The organism is Streptomyces sp. NBC_00386 (genome assembly GCF_036063235.1).
Lineage (GTDB): Bacteria > Actinomycetota > Actinomycetes > Streptomycetales > Streptomycetaceae > Streptomyces.
Genome location: NZ_CP107950.1, coordinates 3998490 through 4012996, shown reverse-complemented (window position 1 = coordinate 4012996; position 14507 = coordinate 3998490). Strand labels below are relative to the sequence as shown.

Sequence of the window (14507 nt, the reverse complement as noted above, 5' to 3'; positions counted from 1 at the left end):
GGTGAGGCTACGAGCCCAACGGCAGCCGGAACCAGGGGAGGTTGCGGTATGGCGGCACGGACGGCGTCACGCTTCCGGCGGAGACCGCGGATCGAACGCTGGAAAAGCCGGCCGAGGGAATCCGACGACGGGGACTCCGTGGCCTCGCCGCGGATCGTCACCAGCGGGGGTGTGCTTTCTGGCGGTTTTGTCCCGAGCGGAGATTTCGGCCGACCCGCCCGCGTGCCCGGGGTTTGATCTGCGTCACCTTAGGGGTACGATCCCTGGCTCGATTGGCCAGGGGGCCGTCCGGTATGGCAGACTAACGGGGTTGCTCGGTCGAGTGCCGATGCTGCGCGCCTCCCGTCGGGAGGACTGGAAGCGAGTCCCACAGTACTCGTCGCTCGATCTGCCGTAAGGCAGCGCTCGGGCGGACGTACGGGAATCTTCCGGGAAGTGTCAGCGGGGTGCAGGCCAGGCGCCCGGTGGGTGTTCAGCCCCCGGTCCAGCGGTTGCTTTCGGGCGAGCCGCGTCCCTCGTAGGGAAATCCGCTTACGGATATCTGTGCGGCAGGAGCGCGACACACCCGACCGCGTGGGTCGGAGAGCAGGACGCGAACCCCCGGGTTCCAGAGCGTTTCACTAGACAAAGGACTACTGAGTAGCCATGGCGGGACAGAAGATCCGCATCCGGCTCAAGGCCTACGACCACGAGGTCATCGATTCGTCGGCGAAGAAGATCGTCGAGACGGTGACGCGCACTGGTGCGTCGGTCGCGGGCCCGGTGCCGCTGCCCACTGAGAAGAACGTGTACTGCGTCATCAAGTCGCCGCACAAGTACAAGGACTCTCGCGAGCACTTCGAGATGCGCACGCACAAGCGCCTCATCGACATCCTCGACCCCACGCCCAAGACCGTTGACTCCCTGATGCGACTCGACCTCCCGGCCGGTGTCGACATCGAGATCAAGCTCTAGGGATCGGTGATCTGAGAATGGCTAAGCAGATCAAGGGCATCCTCGGCGAGAAGCTCGGCATGACGCAGGTGTGGGACGAGAACAACCGTGTTGTTCCCGTCACCGTCGTCAAGGCCGGCCCGAACGTCGTGACCCAGGTCCGTACGAACGACGTCGACGGCTACGAGTCCGTCCAGATCGCGTTCGGCGAGATCGACCCGCGCAAGGTGAACAAGCCCCTCAAGGGCCACTTCGCGAAGGCCGACGTCACTCCCCGCCGCCACCTTGTCGAGATCCGTACCGCTGACGCCAGCGAGTACACCCTCGGCCAGGAGATCACCGCTGAGGTGTTCGAGGCCGGCATCAAGGTGGACGTGACCGGCAAGAGCAAGGGCAAGGGCTTCGCCGGTGTCATGAAGCGTCACAACTTCAAGGGCCTCGGCGCCGGACACGGTGTCCAGCGCAAGCACCGCTCCCCCGGCTCCATCGGTGGCTGTGCCACCCCGGGCCGTGTGTTCAAGGGCGTCCGCATGGCGGGCCGCATGGGCAACGAGCGGGTCACCACCCAGAACCTGACCGTTCACGCCGTTGACGCGGAGAAGGGCCTGCTCCTCATCAAGGGAGCGATCCCTGGTCCGAACGGCGGCCTCGTCCTGGTCCGTACCGCGGCCAAGGGGGCCTGAGGACATGAGCACCATTGACATTCTGTCGCCCTCCGGCGACACCGCCGGGACCGTTGAGCTCCCGGCGGAGATCTTCGATGTAGAGAAGATCAGCATCCCGCTGCTTCACCAGGTTGTCGTCGCGCAGCTGGCCGCGGCCCGTCAGGGCACGCACAAGGTCAAGCGTCGTGGCGAGGTCCGTGGTGGTGGCCGCAAGCCTTACCGCCAGAAGGGCACCGGCCGCGCCCGTCAGGGTTCGACCCGCGCGCCGCAGTTCGCCGGCGGTGGCGTCGTCCACGGCCCCACGCCGCGTGACTACTCGCAGCGGACCCCGAAGAAGATGAAGGCCGCGGCCCTGCGCCACGCCCTCACCGACCGGGCCCGCAACGCTCGCATCCACGTCATCACCGGCGTGATCGAGGGCGAGACCCCCTCCACCAAGGCCGCGAAGAGCTTCCTCGGCAAGGTCAGCGAGCGCAAGAACGTGCTCCTGGTCATCGAGCGCTCCGACGAGGCCGCGCTGCTCTCCGCGCGCAACCTGCCCCAGGTCCACATCCTGGAGCCGGGCCAGCTGAACACGTACGACGTTCTCGTCTCGGACGACGTGGTCTTCACCCAGGCCGCTTTCGAGTCCTTCGTGTCTGGCCCCCAGGCCGCTGACACCGAAGGGAGCGAAGCCTGATGGCTACGCGTCACCCGAGCATCGCCTCGAAGGCCGCCAAGGCCAAGAAGGTCGCGCGCATCGCCAAGGCGAAGCGCCACGAGGCCGAAGGCAAGAACACCGTCGAGACCCCGCTGAGCAAGAGCTTCACGGATCCCCGTGACGTCCTCCTCAAGCCGGTCGTCTCGGAGAAGAGCTACGCGCTCCTCGACGAGGGCAAGTACACCTTCGTCGTGGACCCGCGGGCCAACAAGACCCAGATCAAGCAGGCCGTCCAGGCGGTCTTCTCGGTCAAGGTCACCGGGGTCAACACGATCAACCGTCAGGGCAAGCGCAAGCGCACCAAGACGGGCTTCGGCAAGCGTGCCGACAGCAAGCGCGCGATCGTGACCCTCGCTGAGGGCGACCGTATCGACATCTTCGGCCAGGCCTCCTAACGGAGTGCCCTGGTCCGAATATCGGACGAGGACTGAGAAATGGGAATCCGCAAGTACAAGCCGACTACGCCGGGCCGTCGTGGCTCCAGCGTCGCCGACTTCGTCGAGGTCACGCGGTCCACGCCGGAGAAGTCGCTGGTTCGCCCCCTGCACAGCAAGGGCGGCCGTAACAATTCCGGTCGTGTGACCGTTCGCCACCAGGGTGGCGGACACAAGCGCGCCTACCGAGTGATCGACTTCCGTCGTCACGACAAGGACGGCGTGCCGGCGAAGGTCGCGCACATCGAGTACGACCCCAACCGCACCGCGCGCATCGCGCTGCTGCACTACGCGGACGGCGAGAAGCGCTACATCCTCGCCCCCCGCAACCTGTCGCAGGGTGACCGCGTCGAGAACGGTCCCGGGGCCGACATCAAGCCGGGCAACAACCTGGCGCTCCGCAACATCCCGGTCGGTACCACGATCCACGCGATCGAGATCCGTCCCGGTGGCGGCGCCAAGTTCGCCCGCTCCGCCGGTGCCTCGGTGCAGCTGCTCGCGAAGGAGGGCACCATGGCCCACCTCCGCATGCCGTCCGGTGAGATCCGTCTGGTCGACCAGCGCTGCCGCGCCACGGTCGGCGAGGTCGGCAACGCCGAGCAGAGCAACATCAACTGGGGTAAGGCCGGCCGTAAGCGCTGGCTGGGCGTTCGCCCGTCCGTCCGCGGTGTGGCGATGAACCCGGTCGACCACCCGCACGGTGGTGGTGAGGGCAAGACCTCCGGTGGTCGCCACCCGGTCTCCCCGTGGGGTCAGAAGGAGGGTCGTACTCGTTCGCCGAAGAAGGCATCGAACAAGTACATCGTCCGCCGCCGCAAGACGAACAAGAAGCGCTAGGAGCGGGTTTAGATGCCGCGTAGTCTCAAGAAGGGACCCTTCGTCGACGGACACCTCGTAAAGAAGGTGGACGTACAGAACGAAGCCGGTACCAAGAACGTCATCAAGACCTGGTCCCGTCGCTCGATGATCATCCCGGCCATGCTCGGCCACACGATCGCGGTGCACAACGGCAAGACCCACATCCCGGTGTTTGTCACCGAGTCGATGGTCGGCCACAAGCTCGGCGAGTTCTCGCCGACGCGCACCTTCCGGGGTCACGTCAAGGACGACCGGAAGTCGAAGCGCCGCTAACGCGGGGTGGAATCGACCATGACAGACACTGGAAGGACAACCATGGAAGCCAGGGCCCAGGCGCGGTACATCCGCGTTACGCCCATGAAGGCCCGCCGAGTGGTGGACCTTATCCGTGGCATGGATGCCACGGAGGCTCAGGCGGTCCTGCGTTTCGCCCCGCAGGCCGCGAGCGTGCCCGTCGGCAAGGTGCTTGACAGCGCCATCGCCAACGCCGCACACAACTACGACCACACCGACGCCGGCAGCCTCGTCATCTCCGAGGCCTACGTCGACGAGGGTCCGACCCTGAAGCGGTTCCGTCCGCGTGCCCAGGGCCGTGCCTACCGGATCCGCAAGCGGACCAGCCACATCACCGTGGTCGTCAGCAGCAAGGAAGGAACCCGGTAATGGGCCAGAAGGTTAACCCGCATGGGTTCCGGCTCGGCATCACCACGGACTTCAAGTCCCGCTGGTACGCCGACAAGCTGTACAAGGACTACGTCAAGGAAGACGTCGCCATCCGTCGGATGATGACGTCCGGCATGGAGCGCGCCGGCATCTCGAAGGTTGAGATCGAGCGCACCCGTGACCGCGTGCGGGTGGACATCCACACCGCGCGTCCCGGCATCGTCATCGGCCGCCGTGGCGCCGAGGCCGACCGCATCCGCGGTGACCTCGAGAAGCTCACGGGCAAGCAGGTCCAGCTGAACATCCTCGAGGTCAAGAGCCCCGAGACCGATGCTCAGCTGGTTGCGCAGGCCGTTGCCGAGCAGCTCTCCTCCCGCGTCTCCTTCCGTCGCGCCATGCGTAAGAGCATGCAGGGCACGATGAAGGCCGGCGCCAAGGGCATCAAGATCCAGTGCGGTGGCCGTCTCGGCGGCGCCGAGATGTCCCGCTCGGAGTTCTACCGCGAGGGCCGTGTGCCCCTGCACACGCTCCGCGCGAACGTCGACTACGGCTTCTTCGAGGCCAAGACGACCTTCGGCCGTATCGGTGTGAAGGTCTGGATCTACAAGGGCGACGTCAAGAACATCGCCGAGGTCCGCGCCGAGAACGCCGCTGCCCGTGCGGGTAACCGCCCGGCCCGTGGTGGCGGCGCGAGCGACCGCCCGGCCCGTGGTGGTGGCCGTGGTGGCGAGCGTGGCGGCCGCGGCCGCAAGCCGCAGCAGCAGTCCGCGCCGGCTGCCGAGGCCCCCAAGGCCGAGGCTCCCGCCGCCGCTGCCGCTCCGGCTGAGAGCACCGGAACGGAGGCCTGACCGACATGCTGATCCCCCGTAGGGTCAAGCACCGCAAGCAGCACCACCCGAAGCGCCGTGGTCAGGCCAAGGGCGGTACGCAGGTTTCGTTCGGCGAGTACGGCATTCAGGCCCTCACGCCGGCGTACGTGACGAACCGCCAGATCGAGGCCGCTCGTATCGCGATGACCCGCCACATCAAGCGTGGCGGCAAGGTCTGGATCAACATCTACCCGGACCGCCCGCTCACGAAGAAGCCTGCCGAGACCCGCATGGGTTCCGGTAAGGGTTCCCCCGAGTGGTGGATCGCGAACGTGCACCCGGGCCGGGTCATGTTCGAACTGTCCTACCCCAACGAGAAGATCGCCCGTGAGGCCCTCACTCGCGCAGCCCACAAGCTGCCGATGAAGTGCCGGATCGTCAAGCGCGAGGCAGGTGAAGCGTGATGTCGGCCGGTACCAAGGCGTCCGAGCTGCGCGAACTGGGTGACGAGGAGCTTCTCGCGAAGCTCCGCGAAGCCAAGGAAGAGCTGTTCAACCTCCGTTTCCAGGCGGCGACCGGTCAGCTCGAGAACCACGGTCGGCTCAAGGCCGTCCGTAAGGACATCGCGCGGATCTACACCCTGATGCGTGAGCGCGAGCTGGGCATCGAGACGGTGGAGAGCGCCTGATGAGCGAGAGCAACGTGACTGAGCAGAAGACCGAGCGTGGCTTCCGCAAGACCCGTGAGGGTCTGGTCGTCAGCGACAAGATGGACAAGACCGTCGTCGTCGCTGTCGAGGACCGCGTGAAGCACGCGCTGTACGGCAAGGTCATCCGCCGTACCAGCAAGCTCAAGGCCCACGACGAGCAGAACGCCGCCGGCGTCGGCGACCGCGTCCTCCTGATGGAGACCCGGCCGCTGTCCTCGACGAAGCGCTGGCGCATCGTCGAGATCCTCGAGAAGGCCAAGTAAGTACCTCAGGCCCTGGAAAAAATTTCTAGGGGCCCCTGAGGTTGGTTCCGCCAGGCTCGGGGCGGGGTCGTGCTGAACGACCCCGCCCCGGGAACCGGCAGACAAACAGGAGATAGACGTGATCCAGCAGGAGTCGCGACTGCGTGTCGCCGACAACACTGGTGCGAAGGAAATCCTTTGCATCCGTGTGCTCGGTGGCTCCGGTCGCCGCTACGCGGGCATCGGTGACGTGATCGTCGCCACCGTCAAGGACGCGATCCCCGGCGGCAATGTGAAGAAGGGTGACGTCGTCAAGGCTGTCATCGTTCGCACCGTCAAGGAGCGTCGCCGTCCGGACGGCTCGTACATCCGCTTCGACGAGAACGCCGCTGTCATTCTGAAGAACGACGGCGACCCTCGTGGCACCCGTATCTTCGGCCCGGTCGGCCGTGAGCTGCGCGAGAAGAAGTTCATGAAGATCATCTCGCTCGCGCCGGAGGTGCTGTAAGCATGAAGATCAAGAAGGGCGACCTGGTTCAGGTCATCACCGGTAAGGACAAGGGCAAGCAGGGCAAGGTCATTGCCGCTTACCCGCGCGACGAGCGCGTCCTGGTCGAGGGTGTCAACCGGGTCAAGAAGCACACGAAGGCCGGCCCGACCGCCAAGGGCTCGCAGGCCGGTGGCATCGTCACGACCGAGGCGCCCGTCCACGTCTCCAACGTCCAGCTGGTCGTTGAGAAGGACGGCAACAAGGTTGTCACGCGCGTCGGTTACCGCTTCGACGAAGAGGGCAACAAGATCCGCGTTGCCAAGCGGACGGGTGAGGACATCTGATGGCGACCACCACCACTCCGCGTCTCAAGACGAAGTACCGCGAGGAGATCGCGGCGAAGCTGCAGGAAGAGTTCTCCTACGAGAACGTCATGCAGACGCCGGGCCTCGTCAAGATCGTGGTCAACATGGGTGTCGGCGACGCCGCCCGTGACTCGAAGCTCATGGACGGTGCCGTCCGTGACCTGACCACGATCACCGGTCAGAAGCCGGCCGTCACCAAGGCTCGCAAGTCCATCGCGCAGTTCAAGCTGCGTGAGGGTCAGCCGATCGGTGCCCACGTCACGCTCCGTGGCGACCGCATGTGGGAGTTCCTGGACCGCACCCTGTCGCTCGCGCTCCCGCGCATCCGCGACTTCCGTGGTCTGTCCCCCAAGCAGTTCGACGGCCGTGGCAACTACACCTTCGGTCTCACGGAGCAGGTCATGTTCCACGAGATCGACCAGGACAAGATCGACCGTACCCGGGGCATGGACATCACCGTGGTGACCACGGCGACCAACGACGCTGAGGGCCGCGCCCTTCTCCGTCACCTCGGCTTCCCCTTCAAGGAGGCGTAAGCGAGATGGCGAAGAAGGCTCTGATTGCCAAGGCTGCTCGTAAGCCCAAGTTCGGTGTGCGTGGCTACACGCGCTGCCAGCGCTGCGGTCGTCCGCACTCCGTGTACCGCAAGTTCGGCCTGTGCCGCATCTGCCTTCGTGAGATGGCTCACCGTGGCGAGCTGCCGGGCGTGACCAAGAGTTCCTGGTAGTCCCTGTAATTCAGGGATCCAGGACTCTCGGTAAGTAAAGGGTTCTGTCAGGTGCCCATCTCTCCATGGCTTAGGCTAGGAGGGTTGGGCGCCTGACGCCCAGACGACTTACTACGCCGTAGGTCCCCGCACCGCACCCGTCCCGCCACTGAGTGGGGAGAGGGATGGCGCATACAGGAAACCCCGGCGAGAGAGGCCGAAGGCCAATTCATGACCATGACTGATCCCATCGCAGACATGCTTACCCGTCTGCGTAACGCGAACTCGGCGTACCACGACGATGTCGCGATGCCGCACAGCAAGATCAAGTCTCACATCGCGGAGATCCTCCAGCAGGAGGGCTTCATCACCGGCTGGAAGGTCGAGGACGCCGAGGTCGGCAAGAAGCTCGTCCTCGAGCTGAAGTTCGGCCCGAACCGTGAGCGCTCCATCGCGGGCATCAAGCGGATCTCGAAGCCGGGTCTGCGCGTGTACGCGAAGTCCACCTCCCTGCCCAGGGTGCTCGGTGGCCTCGGCGTGGCGATCATCTCCACGTCACACGGTCTCCTCACCGACAAGCAGGCCGGCAAGAAGGGCGTAGGCGGAGAAGTCCTCGCCTACGTCTGGTAGAAGGGAACGGAGGAAACAGCTATGTCGCGTATTGGCAAGCTCCCCATCACGGTTCCCGCCGGCGTGGACGTCACCATCGACGGCCGTACGGTCCAGGTGAAGGGTCCCAAGGGCTCCCTCTCCCACACCGTCGCGGCGCCGATCGAGGTCGCCAAGGGCGAGGACGGCATTCTCAATGTCACCCGCCCGAACGACGAGCGTCAGAACAAGGCCCTCCACGGCCTGTCCCGCACGCTGGTGGCGAACATGATCACCGGCGTGACCACGGGTTACGTGAAGAAGCTCGAAATCAGCGGTGTCGGTTACCGCGTCCTGGCGAAGGGCTCCAACCTGGAGTTCTCGCTCGGCTACAGCCACTCGATCACGGTCGAGGCGCCCGAGGGCATCTCGTTCAAGGTCGAGAACCCGACGCACTTCTCGGTCGAGGGAATCGACAAGCAGAAGGTCGGCGAGGTTGCGGCCAACATCCGCAAGCTGCGCAAGCCCGACCCGTACAAGGCCAAGGGCGTCAAGTACGAGGGCGAAGTCGTCCGGCGCAAGGTCGGAAAGGCGGGTAAGTAAGCCATGGCATACGGTGTCAAGATTGCTAAGGGCGACGCTTACAAGCGTGCTGCCATCAAGCGTCGTCACATCCGGATCCGTAAGCACATCTCGGGTACGGCTGAGCGTCCGCGCCTGGTCGTGACGCGCTCCAACCGTCACATCGTGGCCCAGGTCATCGACGACGTTAAGGGTCACACCCTCGCGTCGGCGTCGACCCTGGACACCACGATCCGCGGTGGCGAGGCCGACAAGTCGGCTCAGGCGAAGTCGGTCGGCGCCCTGGTCGCCGAGCGCGCCAAGGCCGCCGGTGTCGAGGCTGTCGTATTCGACCGTGGTGGCAACCAGTACGCCGGGCGCATCGCCGCCCTGGCGGACGCCGCCCGCGAAGCCGGACTCAAGTTCTGAGTCGCCCGTCGCGCTAGCGACTTCATTGTCGCTGCGTAGCTAGCGGAAAAAGAGAGAGGTAATCCAATGGCTGGACCCCAGCGCCGTGGAAGCGGTGCCGGTGGCGGCGAGCGGCGGGACCGGAAGGGCCGTGACGGCGGCGCTGCTGCCGAGAAGACCGCGTACGTTGAGCGCGTTGTCGCGATCAACCGCGTCGCCAAGGTTGTGAAGGGTGGTCGTCGCTTCAGCTTCACCGCGCTTGTCGTGGTAGGCGATGGTGACGGCACCGTCGGTGTCGGTTACGGCAAGGCCAAGGAGGTGCCGGCCGCGATCGCCAAGGGTGTTGAAGAGGCCAAGAAGCACTTCTTCAAGGTCCCCCGTATCCAGGGCACCATCCCGCACCCGATCACGGGCGAGAAGGCCGCGGGCGTCGTCCTGCTCAAGCCTGCTTCCCCCGGTACCGGCGTTATCGCCGGTGGCCCGGTGCGAGCCGTCCTGGAGTGCGCCGGCGTTCACGACATCCTGTCGAAGTCGCTCGGTTCTTCCAACGCGATCAACATCGTGCACGCGACCGTGGCGGCCCTCAAGGGCCTGCAGCGTCCCGAGGAGATCGCGGCTCGCCGTGGTCTGCCCCTCGAGGACGTCGCCCCCGCGGCTCTCCTTCGTGCACGTGCCGGGGCGGGTGCGTAATGGCTCGCCTCAAGGTCACGCAGACGAAGTCGTACATCGGCAGCAAGCAGAACCACCGTGACACCCTGCGTTCCCTTGGTCTCAAGGGCATCAACACGCAGGTCGTCAAGGAGGACCGCCCCGAGTTCCGCGGAATGGTTCACACCGTCCGCCACCTCGTGACGGTCGAGGAGGTCGACTGATCATGGCGGAAAACAAGCCGCTCAAGATCCACAACCTCCGTCCCGCCCCGGGCGCCAAGACCGCCAAGACCCGTGTTGGTCGTGGTGAGGCGTCGAAGGGTAAGACGGCTGGTCGTGGTACCAAGGGCACGAAGGCCCGTTACCAGGTTCCGGAGCGCTTCGAGGGTGGCCAGATGCCCCTCCACATGCGCCTTCCGAAGCTGAAGGGCTTCCGTAACCCGTTCAAGACCGAGTTCCAGGTCGTGAACCTCGACAAGCTGGGCGCGCTGTACCCGGAGGGTGGCGAGGTCACCGTCGAGGGTCTCGTCGCCAAGGGTGCCGTTCGCAAGAACAGCCTCGTCAAGGTCCTCGGCCAGGGCGAGATCTCCGTGGCGCTGCAGGTGACGGTCGACGCCGTCTCCGGCTCCGCCAAGGAGAAGATCACCGCCGCCGGCGGTACCGTCACCGAACTCGTCTGATTTCAACAGGCGTCTCGATGACCTGAACGATCCCAACCGGGGATGCCCACAAAAGGGGCATCCCCGGTTGGTCGTTCCAAGGGGGGCAGTGTCGCCGGTAAGGTGGCCTGCACTGTTGATTTTCGTCCGGCGTGCCTCACGGGAACTCCGGGCGGTCTTTGACTGTTGGTTAGCTGTCAGTCATCCGTCGAACCTCAAGACCGTCACCCTCTGACGCTGTAGCGCGGGGGTCGCAGGAGGCACCGTGCTCACCGCGTTCGCCCGGGCGTTCAGGACGCCCGACCTGCGCAAGAAGCTGCTCTTCACGCTCGGCATCATCGTGGTCTACCGCGTCGGTACCCACGTTCCGATCCCCGGCGTGGACTACAAGAACGTCCAGACGTGTATGGACGTGGCCGACTCGAACCGTGGGCTGTTCAGCCTGATCAACATGTTCAGTGGCGGCGCGCTGCTGCAGATCACGATCTTCGCGCTCGGCATCATGCCGTACATCACGGCGAGCATCATTCTCCAGCTGCTCACCGTGGTGATCCCGCGACTGGAGGCCCTCAAGAAGGAGGGTTCGGCCGGTACGGCGAAGATCACGCAGTACACCCGCTATCTGACGGTCGCGCTCGCCATCCTGCAGGGCACGGGCCTGGTGGCCACCGCGCGCAGCGGCGCGCTGTTCTCCGGCTGCCCCGTGGCCAACCAGATCGTTCCGGACCAGTCGATCTTCACCACGATCACGATGGTCGTCACGATGACCGCCGGTACCTGTGTCGTCATGTGGCTCGGTGAGCTGATCACCGACCGCGGCATCGGCAACGGCATGTCGATCCTGATGTTCATCTCGATCGCGGCGACCTTCCCGAGCGCTCTGTGGACCGTCAAGGTCCAGGGCAAGCTGGCCGATGGCTGGATCGAGTTCGGCACGGTCATCGCGGTGGGTCTGTGCATGGTCGGCCTGGTCGTCTTCGTCGAGCAGGCGCAGCGCCGGATTCCGGTCCAGTACGCGAAGCGCATGATCGGCCGCCGTTCCTACGGCGGTACTTCGACCTACATTCCGCTGAAGGTCAACCAGGCAGGTGTGATTCCTGTCATCTTCGCGTCGTCGCTGCTCTACATTCCGAGCCTGGTCGCCCAGTTCTCGAAGAGCAACTCCGGGTGGAAAACGTGGGTCACACAGAACCTGACCAAGGGTGACCACCCGATTTACATCACCTTGTACTTCCTTCTGATCGTGTTCTTCGCGTTCTTCTACGTGGCGATCTCGTTCAACCCCGAGGAAGTCGCCGACAACATGAAGAAGTATGGTGGCTTCATCCCGGGCATCCGGGCTGGCCGGCCGACCGCTGAGTACCTCAGCTACGTACTCAACCGGATCACCTGGCCGGGTTCGCTGTATCTGGGGCTGATCGCTCTCGTGCCGACGGTCGCGTTGGTTGGTTTCGGGGCAAACCAGAACTTCCCGTTCGGTGGCACCAGCATCCTCATCATCGTGGGTGTGGGCCTTGAGACGGTGAAGCAGATCGAGAGTCAGCTTCAGCAGCGCAATTACGAAGGGTTCCTCCGCTGATGCGAATCGTCCTCGTCGGGCCGCCCGGTGCCGGGAAGGGAACGCAGGCCGCGTTCCTCGCCAAGAATCTGGCGATCCCGCACATCTCAACGGGCGACCTGTTCCGCGCCAACATCTCTCAGCAGACGGAACTCGGCAAGCTGGCGAAGTCCTACATGGACAAGGGCGAACTGGTACCGGACGAGGTCACCATCGCCATGGCCAAGGACCGCATGGAGCAGCCCGACGCGGAGAACGGCTTCCTGCTCGACGGCTTCCCGCGCAACGTCTCGCAGGCCGAGGCGCTGGACGAGATGCTGAGCACCGAGGGCATGAAGCTGGACGCGGTGCTGGACCTGGAGGTCCCCGAGGACGAGGTGGTCCGCCGTATCGCGGGCCGGCGCATCTGCCGCAACGACTCGGCGCACGTCTTCCACGTGTCGTACAAGGCGCCGAAGCAGGAAGGCGTCTGTGACGTCTGCGGCGGCGAGCTGTACCAGCGCGACGACGACTCCGAGGACACCGTCCGTACGCGGCTGGAGGTCTACCACACGCAGACCGAGCCGATCATCGACTACTACCGGTCGCAGAGCCTGGTCGTCACGATCCCGGCGCTCGGCAAGGTCGAAGAGGTCACGGCGCGCGCGATGGGGGCCCTGGCCCGCGAGGACGCCTAGTCCCTGCGGTCCGTTCCGTGACGCACGCGTGTCGCGGGGGAGCGTGAAGCAGTACGTCGCATCGGCCGCGGCACCCTCACCGGGTGCCGCGGCCGACGTGCGAGGCGGACAGGGCGAAGGTCCTGTGCGCGACGGGGTCCCAGGACCCCGGGCGGGGTGGGGCGAGTCCCCCGTATCGTTGGAGTAGTCCGTCTTCCGGTCCAGAAAGGCCGCAGCCACCATGGTGCAGATCAAGACCCCCGAGCAGATCGCCAAGATGCGTGAGGCGGGGCTGGTCGTCGCGGCCATCCATGCGGCCACGCGGGAAGCGGCGGTGCCCGGCGCGACCACCCGGGACCTGGACGAGGTCGCGCGCAAGGTGCTGGAGGAGCACGGCGCCAAGTCGAACTTCCTCGGGTACGGCGGCTTCCCCGCGACGATCTGCACCTCGGCCAACGAGGTCGTCGTCCACGGCATCCCGGACGACAAGACCGTCCTGAAGGACGGCGACATCATCTCCATCGACGCCGGCGCGATCGTGGACGGCTGGCACGGCGACGCCGCGTTCACCGCGTTCGTCGGCTCCGGCCACGCCCCGGAGCTGATCGAGCTCTCCCGGGTGACCGAGGAGTCGATGTGGGCGGGCATCGCGGCCATGAAGGTGGGCAACCGCCTGGTCGACATCTCCCGCGCCATCGAGACCTACATCCGCCGCCAGCCCAAGCCGGGCGGCGGCAAGTACGGGATCATCGAGGACTTCGGCGGCCACGGCATCGGCACCGAGATGCACATGGACCCGCACCTGCTGAACTACGTCGAGCGCAAGCGGGGGAAGGGGCCGAAGCTGGTCCCCGGGTTCTGTCTCGCGATCGAGCCGATGGTGTCGCTCGGCACCCCGCGGACCGAAACGCTCGAGGACGACTGGACCGTGATCACCACGGACGGGACCTGGTCCTCGCACTGGGAGCACTCCGTGGCGCTGACGGCGGAGGGACCGCTGGTCCTCACGGCACCCGACTGCGGCCGGGCGAAGCTCGCCGAGTACGGGGTCACGGCGGCGCCCGACCCCCTGGCGGGCTGAAGCGCCCGCCCCTCGCGGGCGCCGGAGCCCCCGTCCGCGGGGGAGCCCGCTCGCTCTCTTCGCCGGCGGTGCAATCGGTCAGCCCCGCCCCTCGCGCATACCGCGCCGACGGGTGGGGCATCGTCATGAGTGGCGGGAAGGACCGAGGCTGATTCGTCTTTCCGGGAGCCCTGACGTAGACTGACTCGTCGGCTCTCGTGCACCCGCATGTCTGCATGCGCTCGCACGAAGTCGATCAAGGTAGTCGATTCGAAGGGCAAAGCGTGGCCAAGAAGCAAGGTGCCATCGAGATCGAGGGCACTGTCGTCGAGTCTCTCCCGAACGCCATGTTCAAGGTAGAGCTCCAGAACGGCCACCAGGTCCTGGCGCACATCAGCGGCAAGATGCGCATGCACTACATCCGCATCCTCCCTGACGACCGGGTCGTGGTGGAGTTGTCTCCGTACGACCTGACGCGCGGCCGGATCGTCTACCGCTACAAGTAGATCTTGCCTTGCTCCGTGTTCCCGTTCCGGGAGCGCGGGGGGTGGCACTGACCCGGAGAACCTCACCTAATGAAGGTCAAGCCGAGCGTCAAGAAGATCTGCGACAAGTGCAGGGTGATCCGCCGTCACGGTCGGGTCATGGTCATCTGCGAAAACCCGCGCCACAAGCAGCGCCAGGGCTGACGCACGACCGCACCTTCTGCACCCCGCAGATACTTCGCGCGACGCAGCAGTACATGTTCATACGCAGGATCCAGGGCTGAGTCTCATCAGGCCTGACACCCCCG

Annotated in this window: 26 protein-coding genes; all 26 read left to right on the top strand. The window is 65.6% G+C overall.

Features of this window, described 5'->3' with window-relative positions; all coding sequences use genetic code 11:
* Positions 1-645 precede the first annotated feature (645 nt).
* The 26 genes from rpsJ to rpmJ all read left to right on the top strand — a co-directional run bounded on the left by rpsJ (position 646) and on the right by rpmJ (position 14403).
* Positions 646-954 (top strand): 30S ribosomal protein S10, encoded by a 309-nt coding sequence (gene rpsJ / locus OG780_RS17500; RefSeq protein ID WP_003948644.1) that lies wholly within the window; start codon positions 646-648, stop codon positions 952-954.
* A 17-nt stretch (positions 955-971) separates the two neighbouring features.
* A complete protein-coding gene (gene rplC / locus OG780_RS17495) occupies positions 972-1616 on the top strand; it encodes a 50S ribosomal protein L3 (RefSeq protein ID WP_037627001.1) in 645 nt (214 codons plus the stop codon).
* Positions 1617-1620: 4 nt separating this feature from the next.
* Positions 1621-2277: a 50S ribosomal protein L4 gene (rplD, locus tag OG780_RS17490; protein ID WP_037627000.1), complete on the top strand. Its 657-nt coding sequence runs from the start codon at positions 1621-1623 to the stop codon at positions 2275-2277.
* Positions 2277-2693 (top strand): 50S ribosomal protein L23, encoded by a 417-nt coding sequence (rplW, locus tag OG780_RS17485; protein WP_103549184.1) that lies wholly within the window; start codon positions 2277-2279, stop codon positions 2691-2693. The genes rplD and rplW overlap by 1 nt, the downstream gene beginning before the upstream one ends.
* A gap of 39 nt (positions 2694-2732) precedes the next feature.
* Positions 2733-3569 (top strand): 50S ribosomal protein L2, encoded by an 837-nt coding sequence (gene rplB, locus OG780_RS17480; protein ID WP_153289116.1) that lies wholly within the window; start codon positions 2733-2735, stop codon positions 3567-3569.
* 12 nt (positions 3570-3581) lie between these two features.
* The gene (gene rpsS / locus OG780_RS17475) at positions 3582-3863 is read left to right on the top strand and encodes a 30S ribosomal protein S19 (RefSeq protein WP_024755409.1); all 282 of its coding nucleotides are present in this window, start codon (positions 3582-3584) and stop codon (positions 3861-3863) included.
* 42 nt (positions 3864-3905) lie between these two features.
* A complete protein-coding gene (gene rplV / locus OG780_RS17470) occupies positions 3906-4253 on the top strand; it encodes a 50S ribosomal protein L22 (protein ID WP_006604878.1) in 348 nt (115 codons plus the stop codon).
* Entirely contained in the window at positions 4253-5101 is an 849-nt protein-coding gene (gene rpsC, locus OG780_RS17465; protein WP_326786061.1) for a 30S ribosomal protein S3, read from the top strand. The genes rplV and rpsC overlap by 1 nt, the downstream gene beginning before the upstream one ends.
* A gap of 5 nt (positions 5102-5106) precedes the next feature.
* Entirely contained in the window at positions 5107-5526 is a 420-nt protein-coding gene (gene rplP / locus OG780_RS17460; protein ID WP_010986348.1) for a 50S ribosomal protein L16, read from the top strand.
* On the top strand, positions 5526-5750 hold the full coding sequence (gene rpmC, locus OG780_RS17455; RefSeq protein WP_003998824.1) for a 50S ribosomal protein L29: 225 nt from the start codon (positions 5526-5528) through the stop codon (positions 5748-5750). Before rplP ends, rpmC begins: the two co-directional genes overlap by 1 nt.
* Complete coding sequence (gene rpsQ / locus OG780_RS17450) at positions 5750-6034, top strand: 30S ribosomal protein S17 (RefSeq protein ID WP_181863401.1); 285 nt, start codon at positions 5750-5752, stop codon at positions 6032-6034. Before rpmC ends, rpsQ begins: the two co-directional genes overlap by 1 nt.
* Before the next feature lie 118 nt (positions 6035-6152).
* Positions 6153-6521, top strand: coding sequence for a 50S ribosomal protein L14 (gene rplN, locus OG780_RS17445; RefSeq protein ID WP_003998823.1), 369 nt, complete (start codon positions 6153-6155; stop codon positions 6519-6521).
* Between the two features lie 2 nt (positions 6522-6523).
* Entirely contained in the window at positions 6524-6847 is a 324-nt protein-coding gene (gene rplX, locus OG780_RS17440) for a 50S ribosomal protein L24 (protein WP_328449240.1), read from the top strand.
* Positions 6847-7404 (top strand): 50S ribosomal protein L5, encoded by a 558-nt coding sequence (gene rplE / locus OG780_RS17435; RefSeq protein ID WP_328449238.1) that lies wholly within the window; start codon positions 6847-6849, stop codon positions 7402-7404. Before rplX ends, rplE begins: the two co-directional genes overlap by 1 nt.
* 5 nt (positions 7405-7409) lie before the next feature.
* Positions 7410-7595: a type Z 30S ribosomal protein S14 gene (locus OG780_RS17430; protein ID WP_261705331.1), complete on the top strand. Its 186-nt coding sequence runs from the start codon at positions 7410-7412 to the stop codon at positions 7593-7595.
* A 210-nt stretch (positions 7596-7805) separates the two neighbouring features.
* The gene (gene rpsH / locus OG780_RS17425; RefSeq protein WP_261705332.1) at positions 7806-8204 is read left to right on the top strand and encodes a 30S ribosomal protein S8; all 399 of its coding nucleotides are present in this window, start codon (positions 7806-7808) and stop codon (positions 8202-8204) included.
* Positions 8205-8225: 21 nt separating this feature from the next.
* Positions 8226-8765 (top strand): 50S ribosomal protein L6, encoded by a 540-nt coding sequence (gene rplF, locus OG780_RS17420; RefSeq protein ID WP_269247080.1) that lies wholly within the window; start codon positions 8226-8228, stop codon positions 8763-8765.
* Positions 8766-8768: 3 nt separating this feature from the next.
* Positions 8769-9152: a 50S ribosomal protein L18 gene (gene rplR, locus OG780_RS17415; RefSeq protein WP_060901491.1), complete on the top strand. Its 384-nt coding sequence runs from the start codon at positions 8769-8771 to the stop codon at positions 9150-9152.
* 66 nt (positions 9153-9218) lie between these two features.
* Positions 9219-9821, top strand: a complete 603-nt coding sequence (gene rpsE, locus OG780_RS17410) for a 30S ribosomal protein S5 (RefSeq protein WP_055513610.1) — start codon at positions 9219-9221, stop codon at positions 9819-9821.
* A complete protein-coding gene (rpmD, locus tag OG780_RS17405; RefSeq protein WP_055553514.1) occupies positions 9821-10003 on the top strand; it encodes a 50S ribosomal protein L30 in 183 nt (60 codons plus the stop codon). The genes rpsE and rpmD overlap by 1 nt, the downstream gene beginning before the upstream one ends.
* Positions 10004-10005: 2 nt before the next feature.
* Positions 10006-10461 carry a 50S ribosomal protein L15 gene (gene rplO, locus OG780_RS17400; RefSeq protein WP_190037513.1) on the top strand — a complete coding sequence of 152 codons (456 nt, stop codon included), beginning with the start codon at positions 10006-10008 and terminating at the stop codon, positions 10459-10461.
* A 244-nt stretch (positions 10462-10705) separates the two neighbouring features.
* Positions 10706-12019 (top strand): preprotein translocase subunit SecY, encoded by a 1314-nt coding sequence (secY, locus tag OG780_RS17395; RefSeq protein WP_328449232.1) that lies wholly within the window; start codon positions 10706-10708, stop codon positions 12017-12019.
* Entirely contained in the window at positions 12019-12675 is a 657-nt protein-coding gene (locus tag OG780_RS17390) for an adenylate kinase (RefSeq protein ID WP_328449230.1), read from the top strand. Before secY ends, OG780_RS17390 begins: the two co-directional genes overlap by 1 nt.
* Before the next feature lie 220 nt (positions 12676-12895).
* Positions 12896-13735: a type I methionyl aminopeptidase gene (map, locus tag OG780_RS17385; RefSeq protein ID WP_328449228.1), complete on the top strand. Its 840-nt coding sequence runs from the start codon at positions 12896-12898 to the stop codon at positions 13733-13735.
* A gap of 263 nt (positions 13736-13998) precedes the next feature.
* Positions 13999-14220: a translation initiation factor IF-1 gene (gene infA / locus OG780_RS17380; protein ID WP_003948620.1), complete on the top strand. Its 222-nt coding sequence runs from the start codon at positions 13999-14001 to the stop codon at positions 14218-14220.
* Between the two features lie 69 nt (positions 14221-14289).
* The gene (rpmJ, locus tag OG780_RS17375; protein ID WP_003998809.1) at positions 14290-14403 is read left to right on the top strand and encodes a 50S ribosomal protein L36; all 114 of its coding nucleotides are present in this window, start codon (positions 14290-14292) and stop codon (positions 14401-14403) included.
* Positions 14404-14507 lie beyond the last annotated feature (104 nt).